This is a genomic window from Candidatus Mycobacterium wuenschmannii, from assembly GCF_030252325.1.
GTDB lineage: Bacteria > Actinomycetota > Actinomycetes > Mycobacteriales > Mycobacteriaceae > Mycobacterium > Mycobacterium wuenschmannii.
The window spans coordinates 4,781,911-4,804,745 of record NZ_CP126981.1 but is presented as its reverse complement, the minus strand read 5'-3'; the positions used below and the strand labels follow the sequence as shown (position 1 = coordinate 4,804,745).

Annotated in this window: 20 protein-coding genes; 11 read left to right on the top strand and 9 right to left on the bottom strand. The window is 67.0% G+C overall.

Going from position 1 to position 22,835, the window contains the following annotated elements:
• The first annotated feature begins 51 nt into the window (after positions 1–51).
• The 7 genes from PT015_RS23155 to PT015_RS23125 are packed head-to-tail and all read left to right on the top strand — an operon-like array spanning position 52 to position 10,494.
• Positions 52–651 carry a TetR/AcrR family transcriptional regulator gene (locus PT015_RS23155; RefSeq protein ID WP_285187550.1) on the top strand — a complete coding sequence of 200 codons (600 nt, stop codon included), beginning with the start codon at positions 52–54 and terminating at the stop codon, positions 649–651.
• Positions 648–1,094: an MmpS family transport accessory protein gene (locus PT015_RS23150; protein ID WP_285187548.1), complete on the top strand. Its 447-nt coding sequence runs from the start codon at positions 648–650 to the stop codon at positions 1,092–1,094. Before PT015_RS23155 ends, PT015_RS23150 begins: the two co-directional genes overlap by 4 nt.
• Positions 1,091–3,985 (top strand): MMPL/RND family transporter, encoded by a 2,895-nt coding sequence (locus PT015_RS23145; RefSeq protein WP_285187547.1) that lies wholly within the window; start codon positions 1,091–1,093, stop codon positions 3,983–3,985. The genes PT015_RS23150 and PT015_RS23145 overlap by 4 nt, the downstream gene beginning before the upstream one ends.
• A gap of 32 nt (positions 3,986–4,017) precedes the next feature.
• Complete coding sequence (locus tag PT015_RS23140; protein ID WP_285187546.1) at positions 4,018–6,039, top strand: SDR family oxidoreductase; 2,022 nt, start codon at positions 4,018–4,020, stop codon at positions 6,037–6,039.
• A 40-nt stretch (positions 6,040–6,079) separates the two neighbouring features.
• Positions 6,080–8,032, top strand: coding sequence for a SpoIIE family protein phosphatase (locus PT015_RS23135; RefSeq protein ID WP_285187544.1), 1,953 nt, complete (start codon positions 6,080–6,082; stop codon positions 8,030–8,032).
• 17 nt (positions 8,033–8,049) lie between these two features.
• The gene (locus tag PT015_RS23130; RefSeq protein ID WP_285187541.1) at positions 8,050–9,105 is read left to right on the top strand and encodes a nucleoside hydrolase; all 1,056 of its coding nucleotides are present in this window, start codon (positions 8,050–8,052) and stop codon (positions 9,103–9,105) included.
• 57 nt (positions 9,106–9,162) lie between these two features.
• Positions 9,163–10,494: a hypothetical protein gene (locus PT015_RS23125; RefSeq protein WP_285187540.1), complete on the top strand. Its 1,332-nt coding sequence runs from the start codon at positions 9,163–9,165 to the stop codon at positions 10,492–10,494.
• Here PT015_RS23125 and PT015_RS23120 read toward each other — a convergent pair.
• The 5 genes from PT015_RS23120 to PT015_RS23100 form a co-directional block, all read right to left on the bottom strand.
• Positions 10,465–11,061, bottom strand: a complete 597-nt coding sequence (locus PT015_RS23120) for a hypothetical protein (RefSeq protein ID WP_285187538.1) — start codon at positions 11,059–11,061, stop codon at positions 10,465–10,467. The genes PT015_RS23125 and PT015_RS23120 overlap by 30 nt on opposite strands.
• A complete protein-coding gene (locus PT015_RS23115) occupies positions 11,058–11,636 on the bottom strand; it encodes a hypothetical protein (RefSeq protein ID WP_285187536.1) in 579 nt (192 codons plus the stop codon). Before PT015_RS23115 ends, PT015_RS23120 begins: the two co-directional genes overlap by 4 nt.
• Complete coding sequence (locus PT015_RS23110; protein WP_285187535.1) at positions 11,633–12,319, bottom strand: hypothetical protein; 687 nt, start codon at positions 12,317–12,319, stop codon at positions 11,633–11,635. Before PT015_RS23110 ends, PT015_RS23115 begins: the two co-directional genes overlap by 4 nt.
• 75 nt (positions 12,320–12,394) lie before the next feature.
• Entirely contained in the window at positions 12,395–13,978 is a 1,584-nt protein-coding gene (locus PT015_RS23105) for a DNA polymerase Y family protein (protein ID WP_285191248.1), read from the bottom strand.
• Complete coding sequence (locus tag PT015_RS23100) at positions 13,975–14,649, bottom strand: hypothetical protein (protein WP_285187533.1); 675 nt, start codon at positions 14,647–14,649, stop codon at positions 13,975–13,977. Before PT015_RS23100 ends, PT015_RS23105 begins: the two co-directional genes overlap by 4 nt.
• 150 nt (positions 14,650–14,799) lie before the next feature.
• Here PT015_RS23100 and PT015_RS23095 point away from each other — a divergent pair, with 150 nt between their 5' ends.
• Positions 14,800–15,606, top strand: a complete 807-nt coding sequence (locus tag PT015_RS23095) for an SDR family NAD(P)-dependent oxidoreductase (protein ID WP_285187532.1) — start codon at positions 14,800–14,802, stop codon at positions 15,604–15,606.
• Here the strand turns inward: PT015_RS23095 and PT015_RS23090 are convergent.
• The 4 genes from PT015_RS23090 to guaA form a co-directional block, all read right to left on the bottom strand.
• A complete protein-coding gene (locus PT015_RS23090) occupies positions 15,603–16,277 on the bottom strand; it encodes a TetR/AcrR family transcriptional regulator (RefSeq protein ID WP_285187531.1) in 675 nt (224 codons plus the stop codon). The two genes, PT015_RS23095 and PT015_RS23090, sit on opposite strands and share 4 nt — an antisense overlap.
• Positions 16,264–17,409, bottom strand: coding sequence for a sulfotransferase family protein (locus PT015_RS23085; protein WP_285187530.1), 1,146 nt, complete (start codon positions 17,407–17,409; stop codon positions 16,264–16,266). The genes PT015_RS23090 and PT015_RS23085 overlap by 14 nt, the downstream gene beginning before the upstream one ends.
• Positions 17,406–18,611 carry a DUF1214 domain-containing protein gene (locus tag PT015_RS23080; protein WP_285191247.1) on the bottom strand — a complete coding sequence of 402 codons (1,206 nt, stop codon included), beginning with the start codon at positions 18,609–18,611 and terminating at the stop codon, positions 17,406–17,408. The genes PT015_RS23085 and PT015_RS23080 overlap by 4 nt, the downstream gene beginning before the upstream one ends.
• Positions 18,612–18,740: 129 nt before the next feature.
• Positions 18,741–20,300 (bottom strand): glutamine-hydrolyzing GMP synthase, encoded by a 1,560-nt coding sequence (gene guaA / locus PT015_RS23075; RefSeq protein WP_285187529.1) that lies wholly within the window; start codon positions 20,298–20,300, stop codon positions 18,741–18,743.
• Positions 20,301–20,433: 133 nt separating this feature from the next.
• On the opposite strand from guaA, the gene PT015_RS23070 reads away from it, so the two are divergent.
• The 3 genes from PT015_RS23070 to PT015_RS23060 all read left to right on the top strand — a co-directional run bounded on the left by PT015_RS23070 (position 20,434) and on the right by PT015_RS23060 (position 22,830).
• Positions 20,434–21,300: a TauD/TfdA dioxygenase family protein gene (locus tag PT015_RS23070; RefSeq protein WP_285191246.1), complete on the top strand. Its 867-nt coding sequence runs from the start codon at positions 20,434–20,436 to the stop codon at positions 21,298–21,300.
• A gap of 62 nt (positions 21,301–21,362) precedes the next feature.
• Complete coding sequence (locus PT015_RS23065; RefSeq protein WP_285187528.1) at positions 21,363–21,974, top strand: TetR/AcrR family transcriptional regulator; 612 nt, start codon at positions 21,363–21,365, stop codon at positions 21,972–21,974.
• 124 nt (positions 21,975–22,098) lie between these two features.
• Complete coding sequence (locus tag PT015_RS23060) at positions 22,099–22,830, top strand: beta-phosphoglucomutase family hydrolase (protein ID WP_285187527.1); 732 nt, start codon at positions 22,099–22,101, stop codon at positions 22,828–22,830.
• The last annotated feature ends 5 nt before the right edge of the window (positions 22,831–22,835 follow it).

The window sequence follows — 22,835 nt, the reverse complement described above, 5'->3', positions numbered from 1 at the left end:
GTTCGGTACGGTACTGGACAGTACTACCCCTGCCCTCTAGGGTTATCCGCTGTGACCGGGACGGTTCAGCACGGCGTGACTGCTTCGCCCTGGTCGCCGCGCGAAACCGAGTTGCTCGACGTGACTCTGCAGCTACTGCAGGAGCACGGGTACGACCGTCTCACCCTGGACGCCGTGGCCGCCCGGGCCCGGGCCAGCAAGGCCACCGTGTACCGGCGCTGGCCGTCGAAGGCCGAACTGGTGTTGGCCGCCTTTATCGAGGGTGTCCGGCAGGTCGCGGTGCATCCGCACACCGGCAGCCTGCGCGGCGACCTCATCGCATTCGGGGAGGCGTGCCGCGAGCAGGCCTCCGCCCAGGCCGGCACCATCCGCGCGGTGCTCGTCGAGACCTCGCGCCACCCCGCCCTAAACGAGGCGCTGCAGCATCAGTTCCTCGACCAACGCAAGGCGCTGATCGACGAGGTGTTGCACGACGCAGTCAAGCGCGGCGAGATCGACGCCGCGGCGATCAGCGACGAACTCTGGGATCTGCTGCCCGGCTACCTGATCTTCCGGATCATCATGCCGAACAACCCGCCGACCAAGGCAACGGTGGCGGCCCTCGTCGACGAGGTTCTGCTCCCGAGCCTCAGCCGAAAGGTGAACCGGTGAAAAGCTTTTCGCCGACGGCATTCGTCCGGCGACGATGGATGCTCATCGTCGCGGTCGTCGTGATCGTCCTCGCCGCTTTCGGAGTCGACCGACTGCACGGCGCCTTCGACTCGGGCAAGAACGCCGCACACGGCGCCAGCGCCTCCGACGAGATCGTCCCGTTCAACCCCAAGCACGTGGTGTACGAGGTCTTCGGCACACCCGGGGCCACCGCGACCATCAACTACCAGGACGTGCACGCCGCTCCGCAACGGATCGACAACGCCCCGCTGCCATGGTCGTACACCATCACCACCACCGACCCCGCGGTGATCGCCAACGTCGTCGCCCAGGGCAACGGCAACACACTCGGGTGCCGAATCACCGTCAACGGCGTCGTCAAGGACGAGAGGACCGTCAACGAATTGAGCGCCTACACCTTCTGTCTGGACAAGTCCGGATGAGCGACCACAGCGCGCGGCGGCCCCGCGTCCCGCATCTCATTCACCGGCTTGCATTGCCGATCCTGCTGTTCTGGGTGGCGGCGGCGATGATCCCGAACATCGTCATCCCCCAACTGGAAGAGGTCGGGCGGCTGCACAACGTCGGCATCAGTTCCCCCGATGCGCCGTCGTACCAGTCGATCAAGCACATCGGAAAGGTGTTCCACGAGTTCGACTCCGACAGTTCGGCGATGATCGTGCTCGAGGGCGACAAGCCCCTCGGCCCGGACGCGCACAAGTTCTACGACCAGATGGTCCACAAGCTGGAGCGCGACACCGCGCACGTCGAGCACATCCAGGACTTCTGGGGTGACACCCTGACCGCGGCCGGGTCACAGAGCACCGACGGTAAGGCCGCCTACGTCCAGCTGTTCCTCGCCGGGGCCCAGGGCGACGCGAAGGCCAACGATTCCGTCGACGCCATCCGCAACACCATCGACCACATGCAGGCGCCGCCCGGCGTCAAGGTCTACCTGACCGGCGCCGCGCCGGCGATCGCCGACCAGTTCACCGCGGGCAACAAGGGCAACAACAAAGTCACCGGGCTCACCGTTGCCGTGATTGCGGTGATGCTGTTCTTCGTCTACCGGTCGTTCGCCACCACCGGACTGGTTCTTGCCACCGTGCTGATCGAAATGGCCGCCGCGCGTGGGTTTGTCGCATTTTTGGGCAACGCGGGAGTTCTGCCGCTGTCGACCTACGCGACGAATCTGCTCACGCTGCTGGTGATCGCGGCCGGCACCGACTACGCCATATTCTTCGTCGGCCGCTACCAGGAGGCCCGGTCGGCCGGCGACGAGCGTGAAGACGCGTACTACAAAATGTACGAGGGCACGTCGCATGTCGTGCTGGGCTCGGGCCTGACCGTCGCCAGCGCGGTGGCCTGCCTCGCCTTCACCCGACTGCCCTACTTCCAGAGCCTGGGCATCCCCGCCGCGATCGGCATCGTCATCGCGCTCGTCGCTTCGCTGACGCTGGGTCCGGCCATCCTCGTGATCGCCAGCCGCTTCGGGCTGTTCGATCCCAAACGCGCGCTACAGACTCGCGGCTGGCGCCGCATCGGGACCGCGATCGTCCGGTGGCCGGGCCCAATTCTGGTGGTGTCCATCGCAGTTGCCCTCATTGGACTGCTCGCCCTGCCCGGCTACAAAACCAGCTACGACATCCGTCCCTACATTCCGTCGGACGCGCCGGCCAACGTGGGGTACACCGCCGCCGAGCGGCATTTCTCCCGCGCTCGGTTAGAGCCCGAGCTGCTGATGGTCGAGGCCGACCACGACCTGCGCAACCCGGCCGACATGCTGGTGCTGGAGAAGATCGCCAAAGGCATCTTCCACATTCCCGGAATCGCTCAGGTGCAGTCGATTACGCGTCCGCTGGGCGCACCGCTGGACCACAGTTCGATCGCGTTCCAGATCAGCCAGCAGAGTGTCGGTCAGGTGCAGAACCTGAAGTATCAGGCGGACCGCGCGCGCGACTTGCTCACGCAGTCACAGGAACTCGACAAGACCATCGGAATCCTGCAGCAGCAGTACACGCTGCAGCAGCAACTCGCCACCGCTACCCACGACGAGACGCAGAAGTTCCACGAGACGCTGGCGATCATCAACGAGGTCCGGGACAAGCTCGCGAACTTCGACGACTTCTTTCGGCCGTTGCACAGCTACTTCTACTGGGAGAAGCACTGCTACGACATCCCGATCTGCTTCGCGCTGCGCAATACCTTCGAGTCGATCGACAGCATCGACGAGCTCACCGAGAAGTTCGGCGACCTGACGACCAGCCTGGACAAGCTCGACGCGATCCAACCGCAACTGGTCGGGCTCATCCCGCAGCAGATCGCCAGCCAAGAGGTCAATCGCGAACTGGCGCTGAAGAACTACGCCACCAACCTCGGCATCAACAAGCAGTCGGAACTGGCGAACGACAACCCGGCCGCGCTGGGGCAGGCGTTCGACAAGTCGAAGAACGACGACCTGTTCTATCTGCCGCCGGAAGTCTTCTCCAACCCCGATTTCCAGCGCGGACTCAAGCTGTTCCTGTCGCCGGACGGCAAGGCGGCGCGGCTGATCATCACCCACGAGGGCGATCCCGCTGAGCCGCCGGCCATCGCGCGCGTCGAACCGATCAAACTGGCCGCGCACGAGGCCGCCAAGGGCACTCCGCTGGCGAACGCCAACTTTTATCTCGGCGGCACCGCGTCGACCTACAAAGACATCATGGACATGGCGAACTACGACATGTTGATCGTCGCGATCGCGTCGCTGAGCCTGATCCTGTTGATCATGATGCTGATCACCCGCAGCCTCGTCGCTGCCATCGTGATCGTGGGCACCGTGGCGCTGTCGCTGGGCGCCTCGTTCGGGCTGTCAGTACTGGTGTGGCAATACCTTGCCGGCATCGAATTATGTTGGGTCGTATTACCTTTGGCGGTCATTCTGCTGTTGGCGGTGGGATCCGACTACAACTTGCTGTTGATCTCCCGGTTCAAGGAGGAGATCCATGCGGGGTTGAAGACCGGGATCATCCGCGCGATGGCGGGATCCGGCTCGGTGGTGACCGCCGCCGGGCTGGTCTTCGCGGTGACCATGTGCGGGTTCATCTTCAGCGGCCTGCGGACGCTCGGCCAGATCGGTACCACCATCGGCCTCGGCCTGCTGTTCGACACGTTGATCGTGCGGTCGTTCATGACGCCGGCGATCGCCACGCTGCTCGGCCGGTGGTTCTGGTGGCCGCTGCGGGTGCGCCCGCGCCCGGCCAGCTCGATGCTGCAGCCGTACGGATCGCGCCCGGCGGTGCGCCAGCTGCTGCTGTGGGACGACCCGGACGACGAACACGTCACAGTGCGTTGACACGCCGCGCTACCAGGCGCACCCTGTCCTTCATGCGTTATGTCGTTACCGGCGGTACCGGGTTTATTGGGCGCCGCGTGGTGGCCCGTTTGTTGGACGCCCACCCGGACGCCGAAGTGTGGATCCTGGTCCGTCGCTCCTCGCTCGGCCGGTTCGAACGCCTGGCCAAAGCCTGGGGTGAGCGGGCGAAGCCGCTGGTCGGCGAGCTGACCGAGCCGAACCTTGGGCTGACCGACGACGCCCTGGCCGAGCTGGGCTCCGTCGACCACGTCGTGCACTGTGCGGCGATCTACGACATCACCGTCGGGGAGGCCGAGCAGCGCGCGGCCAACGTCGAGGGGACCCAGGCCGTCATCGAACTCGCTCGCCGACTCGACGCGACGCTGCACCACGTGTCGTCGATCGCGGTGGCCGGCGACTTCCACGGCGAGTACACCGAGGACGACTTCGACATCGGCCAACAGCTGCCAACGCCGTATCACCAGACGAAGTTCGAGGCCGAGCTGCTGGTGCGCTCTACATCGGGGCTGCGCTACCGGATCTACCGCCCCGCGGTGGTGGTGGGCGACTCGCGGACCGGTGAGATGGACAAGGTCGACGGCCCGTACTACTTCTTCGGCATGCTGGCCAAGCTGGCCGTGCTCCCCCGGCTGACGCCGATCATGTTGCCCGACACCGGCCGTACCAACATCGTGCCGGTCGACTATGTCGTCGACGCACTGGTCGAGCTGCTGCATGCCAACGGCCGCGACGGCCAGACCTTCCATCTGACATCTCCGAAAACCATTGGGCTGCGCGGCATTTACCGCGGCGTGGCCGGAGCCGCCGGCCTGCCGCCGCTGCGCGGGTCGCTGCCCCGGTCGGTTGCGGCGCCGGTGCTCAAGGTGCGGGGCCGGCCCAAGGTGTGGCGCAACATGGTCGCGACCCAGCTGGGCATCCCGGGCGAGGTGCTCGACGTCGTCGACCTGGCGCCTACCTTCTTCTCCGAGCACACGCAGAAAGCCTTGCGCGGCAGCGGAATCGCGGTCCCCGAGTTCGGCAGCTACGCACCGGCGCTGTGGCGGTACTGGGCCGAACATCTCGACCCCGATCGGGCCCGCCGCGACGACCCGGACGGCCCCCTGGTCGGCCGGCACGTGATCATCACCGGTGCGTCCAGCGGTATCGGCCGGGCATCCGCGATTGCGGTCGCCGAGCGTGGCGGATGCGTCTTCGCGCTGGCCCGCAACGGCGACGCGCTCGACGACCTGGTCGCCGAGATTCGCGCCAACGGCGGGCAGGCGTACGCGTTCACCTGCGACGTCACCGATACCGGGTCGGTCGAGCACACCGTCAAGGACATCCTGGGCCGCTTCGGTCACGTCGACTACCTGGTCAACAACGCGGGCCGGTCGATCCGCCGTTCGGTGGTCAACCAGACCGATCGACTGCACGACTACGAACGGGTGATGGCGGTCAACTACTTCGGCGCGGTTCGCATGGTGCTCGCGCTGCTGCCGCACTGGCGGGAGCGCCGGTTCGGGCACGTCGTCAACGTGTCCAGCGCGGGGGTTCAGGCGCGCAGCCCGAAATACAGCGCCTACCTCCCGACCAAGGCCGCACTGGACGCGTTCTCCGAAGTGGTTGCGACCGAGACACTCTCCGATCACGTCACGTTCACCAACGTGCACATGCCGTTGGTGGCCACCCCGATGATCAAGCCCTCGCGGCGGCTCAATCCCGTTCCGCCGATCACCGCCGAGCACGCGGCCGCGATGGTCGTCCGCGGCTTGATCGACAAGCCGCTTCGGATCGACACCCCGCTGGGCACGCTGTCCGAGGCCGGTCATTACTTCACCCCTAAGTTGTCGCGCCGCATCCTGCACCAGGTCTATCTCGGCTATCCGGATTCGGCCGCGGCGCGTGGCGAGATGACGCAGCAAACCCCGGAAAGCGTTGGGAAACAGCAGTCGTCGCGCAGGCCGAAACCGCCTGTTCGCGCGGCGGTGGCCAGCATGCGGGTCCCCGGTCCGGTAAAGCGGTTGGTACGTCTGGTTCCTGGAGTGCACTGGTAATCGCACCGTTGGCGATTCCGCTCGGGTTACCCTGAGAACCGTGGGGGATGATCCGGACCTGGACAGCACGGTCGGCGAAGCCGATCTGGTCCGGCGGGCTTTTGACAGCCTTCCCGTGTTCATCGTCGCCTTCGCAGGTCCGGAGCACCATTACGTCGCAGCCAACGCGGCAACCCGAACCGCTTTTCCGGCGGTGCGGCTGGGAGTACCGGCGCGCGAGCTGTTTCCCGAATTCGAAAGCCAGAACCTGATCGAGATCCTCAATCGGGTCTATCGCACCGGCGAAATCCAGCACGGCCGCGAGTGGCGTTTCCAGTTCGACTTCGACGGATCGGGAACGATGCAGGAAATCTGCGGCGACATCGTGGTCAGCCCCCGGATAGCCCGCGACGGCAGCATCGAGGGCACCCAAGTGATGTTGTCCGATGCCACCGCCCGGGTCCAGGAGCGCCGGGCCGCCGAGGACCGCGAGGCAGAACTGTCCGAGCGCTACACCCAGGTGCGCGATCTCGGCATTCTGGTCCAACGCGCTCTACTCTCACCGGCGCTGCCGGTGCTGCCTAGCGTGGACATCGCCGCCGAATACCTGGTCGCGACCCAGGACGCCGGCGCCGGCGGTGACTGGTTCGAGGCGATGCCCGGTGCATCCGGGAGCGTGTACCTCGTGGTCGGCGACGTGGTCGGCCACGGGGTCGAGGCCGCTGCGGTGATGGCGCAGCTGCGCACCGCGATCCGGATGGCCCTGTTGCGCGGCCAGGACATCGCCGAAAGCCTTACGGCAGTAGACGAATTCAGCGCGTTCATCCCGGGTTCGAAGGCCGCGACACTGTGCATCGGCCGCCTCGACACGACCGACGGGACCTTCGAGTACTGCACGGCGGGGCACCCTCCCCCACTGCTGATCAGCGGTGGCACAACGCAATTCCTCGAGCCGACCGGTGCGGGCCCGTTGGGTAGCGGCACGGGTTTCTCCACCCGCCGCCAGAACCTGGAGGTCGGTGACGCCGTGCTGCTGTACAGCGACGGCATCATCGAGCGACCCGGCCGGCCGGTGGCCGCCAGCACCGCCGAGTTCGCCGACATCGCCGTGCGCGTATTCGGCGACTCGGCGTTCCCGATCGAATCGACGCGACCCGTCGAGCGACTGTGCTCCCAGACGCTGGAATTGATGCTGCGCACCACCGGCTACAACGACGACGTGACTTTGCTTGCGGCGCAGCGTCGTACACCGCCCGCCCCGTTGGCGCTGACCGTTCAGGCCAGCGTGCAGGCCGCGCGCGAAGTACGCGCACCCCTGCGGGCCTGGCTGGCCGACATCGGCGCCGACGATGTCGACGTGATGATCATCGTCCAGATCTTGTGCGAATTCGTGGAGAACTCGTTCGAGCACGGATACCGTTCGGCGACCACCGAGTCCATCGACGTCGAGGCGTCGCTCGACGACCAGGGTCTGCTGCACGCGTCGGTGTCGGACCGCGGGCAGTGGAAGCCGCCGTCGGCGGATCCGGGCATGCGGGGCCGCGGTCTGATGCTGGCCGATGCCCTGGCCACCGACAGTCGCATCGTCGGCAGCGAAACCGGTACCACGGCGTCGATTTCGCACCGACTGAACCGGCCCGCGCGCATCGTGATCGACCCGAACGTCGTGCCCGCCGTCGAACCGTCCGGCGCGCCCGAGTTCTCCACCGAGGTCACCGGCGATCGCCTGATCGTCAAGGGCGACGTCGACAATGCGACCGCCCCAACGCTGGGCACCCAGATCGCCCGCCAAAGCCGTTCCGGCACACATCCTTTGACCGTCGACATGGCCTCGGTGACGCACCTGGGCTCGGCCGGTCTACGGGTGCTGGCCGAGGCACAGCAGCGCGCACGCCAGAACGGCACCGAGCTCGGTCTGGTCGCACCGCCGGGAAGCCCGGCCCATCACGTGCTGATGCTCGTTGGTCTGCCGCTTTCGACCGACACGATCGCCAACGATTCGACCCGGCAGTAGCGGGTAACGTCTGCGCGGTGGCCGCCGCACCCGTCTTCGCCGACGTCGACACCGGTGTCGACGACGCCATCGCGCTGATCTACCTGCTGGCCAGTCCGGACGCCGAACTGGTGGGCATCGCCTCGACCGCCGGCAACGTACCGGTGGACCAGGTATGCGACAACAACCTCGGCCTGCTCGACCTGTGCCGCGTCGGCGGGGTGCCCGTCTCACGCGGGTCCGAGCGACCGCTGAACGCATCCGTCCGCGCCGACAGCGCGGTGCACGGTCCGCAAGGTCTGGGCTACGCCGAGCTGGCGCCGAGTTCCCGGCGGCTGGCCGGCGACGACGCCGCGACGGCCTGGGTGCGTGCCGCCCATGCGGCCCCCGGCGAGCTCATCGGGGTGGCCACCGGGCCGCTGACCAACCTGGCACTGGCGCTGCGCCAGGAGCCGGCGCTGCCGAAGCTGTTGCGCCAGTTGGTGATCATGGGCGGCGCCTACGACCACCGCGGCAACACCACTCCGGCCGCGGAATGGAACATCGCCTTCGACCCGGAGGCCGCGGCCGAAGTGTTCGCGGCGTGGTCGGCGACGATAGCCCCAGAAGACCCGGAAAGCATTGGGCCACTCAGCCTTCCGATCCTGTGCGGCCTCGACGTGACCCGGCAGATCGAACTCACGCCCGAGATTCTTGCCCGGCTGGCGGCCGCGGCGAATTCCACGACGGTCGCGCTGAGCCTCGACGACGAACGCGGCAGACGATCGTCAGCATCGAACCCGCTGATCCGGGTGATCGAGGACGCGACGCGGTTCTACCTCGAGTCGTACCACGATCTGGGCCACGGCTACCTCGCGCATCTGCACGATCCGCTTGCGGCCGCCGTCGCGCTGGATCCCCGACTCGTCGAGTTGCAGCCGGCCACGGTGGACGTCGAGCTGACCGGAACGTTGACGCGCGGCATGACCGTCACCGACTGGACCGGCCAATGGGCCCGAAAACCCAACGCGCTGATCGCCGTTCGGGCCGACTCGGCGCGGTTCTTCGACCTGTTCGTCGACCGGGTGGGGCGGTTCGCCGGCGGCCTGGACTAAAAGCCGCCCTTGTCGGAGGCGATCAGCCGCTATCGTTAGGCCACTTGGGAGGTGCGGGTGCTCACAATCCTGCGGCGGACGGTCAGCCTGTGGTGGCAGACCTGGCCATGGCTTGTCGCCATCTACCTCATCGGCTGGTTCTTGAGGTACTGGGCGATCCACCTGGCAATCCAGATCGCCTTCAGCCACGGCGACTTTTGGGGAAGCCTGGTTCTGCCGCTGGCTCCGTTGGTCCGGCTTCTGATGTATCTCGCCATGTTCCTGGTGATCCGGTCCGCCGCACCGGGGCTGCAGGGGGTCGAAACCGACGGCGAGCAGGCCAAGGGCGTCTTCGACGTGGTGATGACCGCCATTCTGCCGTTCTTGGTCATCTACACCGCGTGGAAACTGCTCGTCGAGGACTACTACGTCTACGTCACGAGCGTGACCCATGCACTGCTCAACGACTGGAAGACGGCGGCGGCCCACGAGATCTACGGCTCGGCAATCGGCCCCAAACTGTGGCTGGCGATCCTGATCGCTTTCGTCCTGCGCCAACTGATGACTCGTTTTCGCGAGCGGCTGCCCCGCTGGACGATGATTGTCGCCGCCTACCTCGAAGTGGTGTGGCTGTACTTCGCCCTCAAGGCGTCGGCGGTGCTGCTGTTCGGTTCGCCGCAATGGATCCGGGAACGGCGAATCGTGGTGTGGCTAGGCACGGTTCGCGATGCGGCGCTCGCACACGTCGCCTGGCTCGCGCACATCTGGAACACGGCGGGAACCGTCCTGGGAGCGATGATCTCGGTGGTGGCCCTGGCGTTGGCATGGCTGGCCATCGGCGCCGCGATCTACGGCACGCCATTCCGGCCGACGTGGGCCAGCGCGCGCCGGGTCCTGCTGGGAGAGCGCGCGGCGACGGTTGTCAGTTCGGCGATCGAACGCGGCCGCCACGCGGCACAGCCTCGATGGCAACGGGTACCGGCCGAGATCCGCCGGCGCGCGGGCGAGTTCGCCCGATCACAGTTGGGCCGGTTCGGGCCGATCGCGGATGCCTGGCGACTGATCCTGCACGGCGGAGCGTTGCCCATCGCGTTTTTCGTGCTGGCCTATACGGCGCTGGTGCTCCTGGCGCCGAACGGGGCCTACTGGGACGCGAAGGTGACCGACGGCTACCTGTGGCGGGGTGTCGCGCTGCTCATCGGGCCGCACGACTGGCCCTGGTGGCAGACCTACGATCAACTGATCAGGGCGTTGATCGGCGCGGTGGTCGACCCGCTGCGCATCTCGCTGGTCGCCGCCACGTACTGGTTCTGCGTCGACCGGGTACGCGTCGAGGCGACCCGCGAAGAAGCAGCCGGCGATCACACTCCCGACGACGAATTATCCAGTGTTGAAACGGATCACGAGTAGGTCCGTCGCCTTCGACATCTGCTTCTTGTTGTCCCAGGATTCGGGAAGAAACTGAACGTCGACGGACGTCAGTGTGACGTCCTTGGGAACGATGATTGCCACCAGCAAAGGCTCGGTGTGCCGCGGCGAGCAGATGGCGGAGACACCACCGTTGATCTCCCACTCGGTGACCCCGAGCGAGAACGAAGCCCTCGTCCACTGCCGATCGCCGGAGTTGACGGCGGCGGTGCAGGCGGGGTAGCCGTCCGGAACGCCCACCGGCTTACCGTTTTTGGTGCGGCGCAGCAGATAGGTGGCCAGTCGCCCGTCCGGCGGGATGTCGTATGGATCGTCGGGCAGGAAGCCCCTCTTCTTACGCAACTCTTGGACGCTCGGCGCGGTGACCGGAGACAACTGCCAGCGAGTGTTGCCAATCACGATTGAACTACCGTAGGGCACTACGTGTTTGGGCAGTCGGTAGCCGATGTTCTCCCGCCAGGCCGGCAGGGTGACGGTAATTCCGATGAGGCCGACGACGAGCACGCTGATCACGATCGCCCTGCCGTTGCGACGAATCCACGAGTTCATCGATCGGCCAGTTCGTCCAGGTTGAGCGAAGCGACTGGAACCAGGCCCGACAACGACATGTCTACGGCAACACGAGAATCGAGTGGCGCAGTGTCCATCTCCGCCATGCTGCTCTCCACCCGCACGTTGCTGACCAATAGCGTGGCGCTCGTGGGAGTGGTCGGCAGTTCGAATGCCATAGGACTGCTCAGTGGCATACCTGGTTGCACCATGCTGTGAAAACCCGACAGGTTGGTGTCATAGGTGCTGTCACCGACACGGAGGTCGAAGTGCGGCGATTGGGGCGTGAACAATGGCTCGTAGCTGACCATCATGACCAGCCAGACACCCTTCGTCGAAAAAACGTTCAATCCGTTTGGGCTCTTGGCGGTTACCGCGCGAGCGAGGTAGGTGCGGGCGACGGTGACCGCGATATCGCGACCGGTAATTCGTTGCCCAAGCTGCCCGTGGACGTCTATTGGGGCCCACGACTGCAACTTCGTCGGTAGCAGTGACCACATCGCTCCCGCGCAGACCAGTAGCGCAGCGGCCAGAATTCCGCGAACCGCTGGCGGCAGCGCCATCCGTACGGTCATGCCGACTCCACATTCGAGATCCGCAACTCCCCGAAGCGGTCGTAGTCGCCGCCCCAGCGCCGGCTGAGGACGAGCGTGGAGATGAACGAATACATCCGGTAGAAGCGGATCGAGATCACCGGGCGATGCGCCAGGTCGGCCTTCGACACCGCCCACAGCACCGAGTAGTCGTAGGTGAACCCGGCGCTGATGGTGGGGACCGTGATGGTCTCCTTGCCGCGAAATGTTGCCGCGAATTGATTGGCGACACCGGTGAGCCCGAAGGCCTCGGTGTCTGCGCGCGGGTGTGGCGGGGCACAGTCGCTGGGCCGACCCGCCAGCGGTCCGGTAAGCGGATAGGGAACGGATTCGTGCGCAGTGTTCTGGATCGTCACCTTGAGCACGAGGTAGCGACACTGCGGCGCGAGACGGGGCAGCCCTGTCCAGCGGTCGACCAGTGAGACCGAGCGCGGGGTGACCGTGAGCGCTCCGGCGGTGTACGACTGGCCGAGGGAGATGAGCGTGCTGTGGTGAGCCGTCTTCAAGCCACCGAACGCCGCGGTGGCGACCAGAATGAGCGCAAGGGCCGTCCAGCGCAGTTGCTTGAGCGAAAGTCGCTGCCAGACAGAGGACTGTGCACCCTCGGCAGCGACCCGCTGCTCGTCGTCAACGACGGCATTCCGTTCGTCCTCGGTCTCCGACACGACGCGTCTTCCTCTTGGCCGCCGATAGATTGACGCTGATCGTACCTGCGTACGGCGGGCCCACGAGACGCATTTTCACTCGTAGATCCCCTCCAGGTACCACCTCCTCTGCCGATAACAGAGCAGCAGCGCGGTGCCGGGATCGGACGACCGCTCACCCTGCAGCAGCACCTGCACCCGAGCCGTCCGGCCCCCTACGGAGTCCGGGTCCCACCACCGTTCGTCGACCGGCCACGGGCCCGCCCACCAGTGCAGCCGGTTGTCGCGGCCGCGGGCGGTCAGTCGTGTCGGGTCGGCGGAGAACAGCCCGCGACTGGTCACTCGAATCGAATTGCCCTGGGAATCAAACAGTTCCACCGGATCGTCGAGCAGCACCGTCGGCGACGGCTCCGGCAGCTGACCGGGCCAGGGGCGATCCGGGTCGGCACGTGGCACCGGCTCGTCACCCAGCGGTGTCAGCGTGATGCGTTCGGCCGGCCCGCGACCACCCGACAGCATCGGCACCTGGACCGCCTCCTGGCCGAGCAGACCCTGCACCCGGACCAGCGCGCGACGGGCCCGCATCCGGTCCTCTTCGCCGAGACCGCCCCACAGTGGTAGCTGCAGCGCCCCGGCCGACACCACCTCCACCGCCTGCAGCCGCAACTGGACCACCGGCGCGGTGGGCCGATCGACGACGACACGGGTGTTCAACCAGCCGTCCAGCTGCCAGCGCACCCGGTCGGCGGTGGCGTCCTCGGTCAACGGCTCGGCACAGCGCCAAACCCGGCTCAGCTCTTCGCCATTGGCGGTGACCGCGTGGACGGCCAGCCGGGTGCAGCCCACCCCGGCGGCCAGCAACGTCTGGTGCAACGCACTGGCCAGCGAGCGTCCTGCGAACGCGGCGGCGTCGACCCGGTCGATCGGCGGATCGCACGGCAGCACCGCATCTAGCTCGGCCGGCGTCTCGCGACCGGACGGCGCACGCTCCGGCTCGCCGCGGGCGAACCGGTGCGCGCTCACCGCGTCCGCGCCGAACCGGGAGGCCACGTCCGTGCGGGACAGCGCGGCGAACTGCCCGATCGTGCGAATACCCATCCGCCACAACAGGTCCGCAAGGTCGTCCCGGCCCGGTCCGGCCAGGCTGGGCTCGGTGGCGAGCTGCCGGATCGACAGCGCCGCCAGAAACCGCGCGTCCTCCCCCGGCGTCAGGACGCGACCGGCGCGGGCGGCGAAGACCGCGGTCGGCAGTTGATCGGCGATGCCGACCTGACACTCGGCACCCGCCGCCGCCACCGCATCGGTCAACCGCTCGGCGACCTGTTGCTCGGGCCCGAAGAACCGGGCCGCCCCGCGGACCGGCAGCACCACCAGGCCGGGACGCAGCACCTCGGCGCGGGGCACCAGGTCGTCGACCGCCGCGACGACCCCCTCGAAGTAGCGGGCGTCGCGGTCGGGGTCGGCGGCGACGACATGCAGTTGCGGACAGCGGGCCGACGCCTCGCGCCGCCGCAGCCCGCGCCGCACGCCGACCGCGCGAGCCGCCGACGAGCAGGCGATCACCCGGTTGGCCAACGCGACGGCGACCGGGGACGTGGCGGGCAGTCCCGCCGCGGCCGCCGCCGCGACCGCCGGCCAGTCCATGCACCAGATCGCCAATACCCGGGACGCCGCGCTCATCCCGCCCGGGCCCGCCTGGTCGCCCGCCCCGCGGCGCACACCTCGAGCCGCACCTTGCTGATCCGCCCGAAACCCGGCCTCTCCGAGGTGGTTTCGTAGCCGCTGACCCGGGCCTTCAACCGCATCGACGCGCCCTGCCAGTCGCCGTCGGTGACCAGCAGCGTGCAGCCTTTCTGTTGGGCCCGCGCCACCACGGCCCGGGCCCGGGTCATCGGCACCGTGCGCCCTTTCAGCGCCAGCACGATCAGGTCCATCCCGTCCATCAGCACCGCCGCCACCTCGACGGGGTCGGTGCCGGGATCCGGGATCACCGCGACCCGGCTCAGATCGGCCCCCATCTCCACCGCGGCCAGCAGACCGGTGTCCGGTTGCCCGACGATGGCCGCGTTTCCACCGGCGGCCGTCACCGCGGCGACCATGCTCAGCGGCAGCGAACGGGCACCCGACAGCACCGCGACCGTTCCTCGTGGCAACGCATGAGGCAACAGCTCCGACAGCAACGGCGGAACCGGGAGTCTGGCTTCCGAATCCGGCAGCAGGTCGGCGACGTGGACGGGGCCGCGCCGGGCAGCGCCGACCTTCCCGGAAACCGCAGCCATCTGCCGACGCAGCTGTTTTAGCTGTTCAGCGCGGTCGAGATGCGGCTGTTCGGAAGCGAGCATCGCCGTCATCGACTACTCCTGCGGTACGGGTGTGACTAATGATGTTCGAATGTATGTTCGAATACTCGTAGTCAATACCCAGCCACCGACAAGGTCAAGCGAAAGCCGGCCCACGGCCCCGGCCAGCAAACCTCAGACGGGCACGCGCATGCTTAGCCCATGGCACTCGATCCGGCAGGCATCTATCTGAACGACCGCGTCGCAGTGGTCACCGGCGGCGGGGCCGGCATCGGCCGCGGTATCGCCGCGGGGCTGAAGGCCTTCGGCGCGACGGTGGCGATCTGGGAGCGGGACCCCGAGTCGTGCGCCGCGGCCGCCGACGAGATCGGCGCGCTCGGCATTCCCACCGACGTCCGGGACAGCGCCTCGGTGGACGCGGCGCTCGCACACACCGTCGCCGAACTCGGGCCCGTCACGATCCTGGTCAACAACGCCGGCGGGGTGTTCTGGTCCGGAATCCTCGACACCAGCGAGAACGGCTGGGACGCGCTGTACAAGTCGAACCTGCGGCACGTCTACCTGTGCACCCAGCGGGTGGCCCGTGGCCTGGTGGAAAAGCAGTTGCCGGGCAGCATCATCAGCGTCACCTCGATCGAAGGTGTCCGCGCCGCACCGGGTTACGCCACCTACGCCGCGGCCAAGGCCGGGGTGATCAACTACACCAAGACCGCCGCGCTCGAACTCGCGCCGCACGGTATTCGGGTCAACGCGCTGGCACCTGACATCACCTTGACCGAGGGGATCATGAACATCGCACCCCCGGGCTCCGAAGAGCGGTTCGGCCGCACCGTGCCGATGGGACGCGCCGGTCACGTCGACGAGATGGCAGGCGCCGCAGTCTTTCTCGCCTCCGACCTGTCCAGCTACGTCACCGGGCAGACAATCCATGTCGACGGTGGAACGCACGCCGCCAGCGGCTGGTACCACCACCCGGAGACCGGCGCCTACGCGCTGGGACCGACCTAGGAGTCCACAACGCCAAGCGCCGCATCGATCGCTTCCGGCGTCAGTCCCAGCCCGCCGAGGCAGAACCGTTGCACGCGATCGCGGATCGCATCGGGCTCGCGCGCGGCCGTCGCCCAGTGCCGCTCGACGTTCGCCCACACCACGCCGTGGATGGACAGCGCCTCACCTTCCGGGTCGATCTCGGTGAAGGTCCCCAAAGCCTTTCCGCGCGTGAGCTGTTCGACGAGCGGCCGCAGGATCTCCCGATAGGCCGGTGCGACGAGTTCGGGTGCCAGGAACATCTGCGTCTGCGCCTCGAGGGACAGCTGCCGCAGATCGGAGCGGACCCGCTGATCGAAGGCGATGTCGAGCCGTCCGTCGATCCAGGCCGCCACCGCGCGGGCCGGGTCGCGACGACCGGACATCCGCTTCTCCAGCCGGGCGACCTCGGCGTGCGCCATCTCGAGGAACGCCGCGGCGACCAGTTGATCCTTGGAGTCGAAATGGCGGTAGAACGCCCGGGTGCTCAGGTTGGTCCTGCCGAGTAGCTGGGCGACCGACACGGCCTGAACCCCTTGGGCGCGAATCACTTCGGTGGCAGCGGCCACAAATGCCGCGCGGACCTGCGGGTCCGGTTCGACCTTCTTGCGCCCGCCGGCCCGGCCGATCTCGGTCCGATCAGGCAGACGCATCGTAGGTCGCGATGTAGTCGGCGAACGCCTCGTGCACTCGCTCGGGAGTCAGCCCGTAGTCGGCCAGCTCGTAGCTGTGCGTGCCGCGGTGACCGGGCTGGTGTTCGTCGGCCCACGCTTGCACCGTCGCGCGCGCCGCATCGGTGAACGTGAGACCGAGCTTGTCGTAGCTGTCAGCGACGGTCTTGACCGAGTCGTTCTGCAGGTCGGCGAAGGAGACATCGACGAACCGGTCGTCGCCGAACTTCTTACGAAAGTCCATGGCCCGCCGCATTCCCTCGGACCACCACGCGAGTTGTTCGGCGCCGAGCTCTTCGGGGTCTGCGCGGTCGCTGCTCCAACTGCGGACGTAGGCGATCAGGCTGCACACCGACCCCAGCACCTTGGCCGGATCGCGATGGCTCCACAGAAATTTCGCGTTCGGATAAGCGTCGACGAACGCGTCGATCGCGAACATGTGCACCGGCGTGCGCAAATGCCACAGGTTCGGTTTGCAGTGCCACTGAAGCAGTTTCAGGACGTCCTTGTGGAAGGCGTACGTCTCGCGCATGTCGGTCTGCAGCAGCCACTCCACATAACTGGGGACCCGAACCACGCCGTCGAAGTGGAACGTCCGAAAGCTCATCCCCATCAGGTCCTGACATTCGGTCGCCGCCTCGGCTTCGGAACTGACCATCGTCTGGAAATCGGGGAACATCTGCGAGATCATCCCGATGCCCTCCGCGGCCTGCGCGATCCGCGGGTCGTTGTGCTGCGTCGCCGACTCGGGCGGCGGCGTGGGGGCCTGCGACTCCCATGTCCGCAGCGACCTGAATTGTGGGTCGGCAGCGATCAATTGGCCCAGCGCCGTGGTGCCGGTGCGGGGCAGGCCGAGGATGACGACCGGCCCGTCGACCACCTCGTCGCCGATCTCCGGGTGCTGCTTGTAGGTGTCCACGATCTTGAGCCGTTGGATCAGGGCGTTGCTGATCGTCGCGTGCTGCATGACGTCGCCGAGGTCGTTGAGTTCGGCTTCGCTGTTCAGCGCCTCGACGGTCCGCTCGAGACCCTCGCGGTAGTAAGGCGAGCCGAAATCGTCGAGACCGGTAGCGGCACGCGCACCGTCTTCGAGTTCGTCAGCGGAGAAGCTCATCGGTAGAACCTTTCGTGTACGGCGCGACGACGTGCGTCGAGGACGCGGGCGCGCTCCTCGGGGGCGGTCATGGCGGTGCCGGCCGGCAACGACGCCCGGACCTCGTCGACCCTGACCACCCGAGTGCTCGGCATCGGCGCGGATTCGGTTCGCACGCAACGCAAGAGCATTGCGCCGTTGCTGTGGCCCGCGGTGTCCAACCAGTTCGCCACCCCGGGATCGGTTGCGGCGATGACGGCCCGGAACATCCCGTCGGCGTCGAGGACGGCCTGATGGCCGTTGAGGCTGGACTGATGGCGCCCGTAGTGGATGGTCTCCAGCCAGGGATTGCCCAACGAGATGCTCCAGTAGACGCCGACCGGCGGTTGCACCTCGAGGATCAGCGCCTCGTCGGGCTCCAGCTCGAATCTGCCTATGACGGGCCGGTTTTCGGCCGCGGCACCCATCTCACTCATGTCCATCGGCGGAATGAAGCCGTTGGCCGGCGGCATCGCACCGAAGTCGAGGAAGAACTTCAGGTTGTCATAGACGAAGTCGCCCAACGCGTGGAGTTGACGCGAGACCGATACATCGAATGCGACCGAGTGCTCGGGTGGCGTCGCCTCGTCGCCGACCCGCTCGATCCGCAGGCTCGCCAAAACCTCGGTGTCCCAGTCGTAGAGGAAGTTTCGCACGGTCAGAGTCGGATGATCGCCGGCCAGGCGCAGCCAGTTGCCGTCGTGCTCGTCGGCGGACAGGATCGCCTCGAAGTTGCCGTCGGCTCCGACGTCGAGATCGTCGACGAGGCAGTTCGCCGTCGCCGCGATGCCGTCCATCGTCTGCAACCCGACGTAGCGGGCCGTCCCCCGGTTGCCGACGAGCCGGTACGTCTCGCCGGGCCGCAGGCTCGCGTTCATGTACACGCAGTCCGGGCATTCCAGCCCCCAGGTGACGATGTCGTCCATGCTGGCGCGGTTGACCGCGAGGACCGGGTCGGGGTCGACGCGCAGCGCGACGTCCGTACCGACCGCGAGCAGCACCATCAGGTGGCGCATTCCGGCGGCATAGTCGAGACGATTCTTGTTGACCGGAGCGGTGCGGACGAGTTGCTCGGCGGCAGACAGCCGCTCCTGCAGGTGTTTCCACGCGTCCGCGAGGTCCACCGCGCCGCCGTCGGCATCCGACAGAGCCGCTTCCGCGATGGTGTGCGGCAGCCACGCCATCGAGTTCTTCCAGGCATCTTCGGCCACGTCGTCACTCCAGCCAGGTCGCTCACCAGCAATTGAAAATGCTGTTTTCAATTGCTTAGTTGGTACCACGCCCCCGAAGCCCGGGTCAATAGACGGGTCAGGTCACTCCCACTCGATGGTGCCCGGCGGCTTGCTGGTCACGTCTAGCACCACCCGGTTGACCTCGGCCACCTCATTGGTGATCCGCGTCGAGATTCGCTCGAGCACGTCGTAGGGCACCCGCGTCCAGTCGGCGGTCATGGCGTCCTCGCTCGACACCGGCCGCAACACGATCGGGTGACCGTACGTTCGGCCATCGCCCTGCACGCCCACCGATCGGACATCGGCGAGCAGCACCACTGGGCACTGCCAGATCTGCTGATCCAAACCGGCGGCAGTCAACTCTTCACGGGCGATCGAGTCGGCGCGCCGCAGGGTGTCCAGCCGCGATGCGGTGACCTCACCCACGATGCGAATCGCCAGCCCCGGACCCGGGAAGGGTTGGCGCGCAACGATGTCCTCGGGCAGACCCAGTTCACGCCCGACCGCGCGCACCTCGTCCTTGAACAACAGTCGCAGCGGCTCGACGAGCTTGAACTTCAGATCATCGGGCAGGCCGCCGACGTTGTGGTGGCTCTTGATGTTGGCGGCGCCGGTACCGCCGCCGGACTCCACCACGTCGGGATACAACGTGCCCTGCACCAAGAACTCGGTCTCGTTGTCGTTGTGTCCCAGCGCATCTCGAACCGCGCCTTCGAACGATCGGATGAACTGCCGGCCGATGATCTTGCGCTTGCCTTCCGGGTCGGAGACCCCGGACAGCGCGTCCAGGAACGTCTTCTCGGCGTCGACGGTGATCAGGTTGGCGCCGGTGGCCGCGACGAAGTCGCGCTGCACCTGGCCGCGCTCCCCCGCCCGCAACAGACCGTGGTCGACGAACACACACGTGAGCCGGTCGCCGATGGCGCGTTGCACCAGTGCGGCGGCCACCGCCGAGTCCACGCCGCCGGACAGGCCGCAGATCGCGTGACCGTCGCCGACCTGAGTGCGAACCTGTTCGATCAGCGCCTCCGCGATGCCGGCCGGCGTCCAATCCGGTGTGATAGCGGCGAATTCGTGCAGGAACCGGGTGAGCACCTGCTGCCCGTGCGGACTGTGCAACACCTCCGGGTGGTACTGCACGCCGGCCAGTCGCCGCGACTTGTTCTCGAACCCGGCCACCGGGGCGCCCGCACTGGTGGCTACCACCTCGAAACCCTCGGGCGCAGCGGTCACCGCGTCGCCGTGACTCATCCACACCGGCTGCGCATCGGGCAGATCCGAATGCAATTCGCCACCAACGACTTTCAGTTCGGTTCGGCCGTACTCGCTGGTCCCGGTCCTCTCGACGGCACCACCGAGCGCTTGGGCCATCGCCTGAAATCCGTAGCAGATGCCGAAGACCGGCACGCCGAGGTCGAACAGGCTCGGGTCGAGTCGCGGGGCGCCGTCGGCGTAGACGCTTGCCGGTCCGCCGGACAGCACCACCGCGAGCGGATCGCGGGCCTTGATCTCGTCGACCGATGCGGTGTGCGGGACCACCTCCGAGAACACCCGCGCCTCGCGCACCCGACGGGCGATCAGCTGGGCGTATTGCGCGCCGAAGTCGACGACCAGTACGGGGCGGGGCGTTGCGGACTCCACCGGCACAGTCTAGAGCCGCACCCGCCGTTGCCGATCGCTTGACGCGACTGTAGTCATATGTCTACACTTTCGATCGTGATGGTGTAGTCAAATGACTACAGTGAAGGTGAAAGGACCTCCCGTGGCACTGACCATGACCCAGCTCGGCAGCCGCATCGGCGCTCGCATCGATGGCGTGAAACTGTCCGGCGATCTCGATGCCGGCACCGTCGCGGATATCCGAAAGGCGTTGCTGCGCCACAAGGTGGTCTTCTTCCGCGACCAGCACCACCTCGACGACAACGGGCAGCACGCCTTCGCCGCGCGCCTGGGCACTCCCATCGCCCACCCCGCGGTGCAGCAGGAGAACATGCCCGTCATCACGCCGATCGACTCGGAGTACGGCAAGGCCAACCGCTGGCACACCGACGTGACGTTCGTGGCGAACTACCCGGCCGCGTCGGTGTTGCGCGCGGTGACGCTCCCGAGTTACGGCGGGTCGACACTGTGGACCAACACCGCCGCGGCCTACGACCATCTGCCCGAGTCGTTCAAGCATCTCGCCGACAATCTCTGGGCCGTGCACAGCAATCGGTTCGACTACGTCGCAGCGCCGCAAGCCCAGACCGACGACCAGGCGTCCTACCGCGCCCGCTTCGAGAAGATCGACTTTCGCACCGAGCACCCGGTCGTCCGCGTGCACCCCGAGACCGGCGAACGGACGCTGGTGGCCGGTGACTTCGTCCGTGGCTTCGTCGGGCTCGACAGCTTCGAGTCACAGACGATGCTCGAGTTGCTGCAACGCCGAATCACCATGCCGGAGAACACCGTTCGCTGGAACTGGGCGCCCGGCGATGTCGCGATCTGGGACAACCGCGCGACCCAGCACCGGGCGGTCGACGACTACGACGACCAGTACCGGCTGATGAACCGGGTCACCGTGCAGGGCGACGTTCCCGTCGACGTGCACGGCCAACGCAGCCGGGTGGTCAGCGGCGCACCCCTGCAGGCGGCGAGCTGAACCAGGACCGCCCTGGGTGAGAGGTCATTCACCACGAGTGAATCCGGGGTACGGTCACGCCCATGACAGCGCCGGATGCCAGCACTCGGGACCGCCTGCTCGACGCGGCTATGACGTTGTTCGCCCGGCAGGGATACGCCTCGACCTCGATCGCCGACATCCAGCAGGCCTGCGGTCTGTCGCCAGGATCCGGCGCGCTCTACAAGCACTTCCCGTCCAAGAAGGCGCTGCTGCAGGAAGCCGCCCGGCGGCAGATGGAACAGATGGCCGTCATGCACGACGACTACGTCCGAACCCGTCCCACCGATGTCCAGGGCGCCCTACGCCAGGGCGCCGAGCAGATCTGGGCCAGCATCGACAACAACACCGCGCTGCTGCGGATCATGTTCCGCGAACCCGAGGCACTCGGCGACATGCTCGACGAGGTCTGGTCGACGGTGGCCACCACCGCCTACAACCGGATGGGCCGGGCGCTGACTGCCACCCGGGACGCAGGTCTGTCGCCGGCCCAGGACCCCCAGGCGACCGCCAGCGTGCTGGTCGCGGCGCTGGCCTATCTGCCGATCGCGCGGATGCTCATCGGACACACCCCCGGCAACATCGACGCCGAGCAATTCCTCGAAGCCTGGCTCAGGTTGGCCGAAGGGGTGTTCACCGGCACGCCGCCGACCTGACGTTGCCAACCTGACACTGCCGACTCAAAAACGGCCGGTAGGCCGGAACGGATGGCGAACCCGGTTCGGGCATGGTGAGGTAGTAGCCGACCCGCGGCCGAAATCACCTGGGAAGGGGTCCGTTGTGCTCGGTTTACCCGAAGCGGTACGCGCCTGCCTGTTCGATCTCGACGGTGTATTGACCGACACCGCCAGCGTGCACACCAAGGCATGGAAGGTGATGTTCGATTCCTTCCTCGAGGAGCACGCCGAAGCCAACGGCGAGAAGTTCGTGCCGTTCGACGCGGTCGAGGACTACCTCAAGTACGTCGACGGCAAGAAGCGCGAAGACGGCGTGCGGTCGTTTCTGGCCAGCCGTGACATCGAACTGCCCGACGGCGATCCCGACGACACCGGCGACAAAGACACCGTCTACGGGCTGGGTACGCGCAAAAACGATGCGTTCCAAGAGACTTTGCACAAGGACGGTGTGAAGGTGTTCGAGGGTTCGCGCCGCTACCTCGAAGAGGTGACGGCCGCCGGCCTGGCCACCGCGGTGGTGTCGTCGAGTGCGAACACCCGCGAGGTGCTGAAGATCACCGGCCTCGAGCAGTTCATCCAGGAGCGCGTCGACGGCGTGACACTGCGCGAGGAGCACATCGCGGGCAAGCCGGCGCCGGACTCGTACCTGCGCGCGGCGGAGTTGCTGAACGTGGAGCCCGCGGCGGCGGCGGTGTTCGAGGACGCGCTGTCCGGTGTCGAATCCGGCCGGGCGGGCAAGTTTTTCGTGGTCGGTGTCGACCGTGTCGGCCAGGCCGACGAATTACGCAGCCACGGGGCCGATGTCGTGGTTGCCGACCTCAGCGAACTACTTTAGGAGGC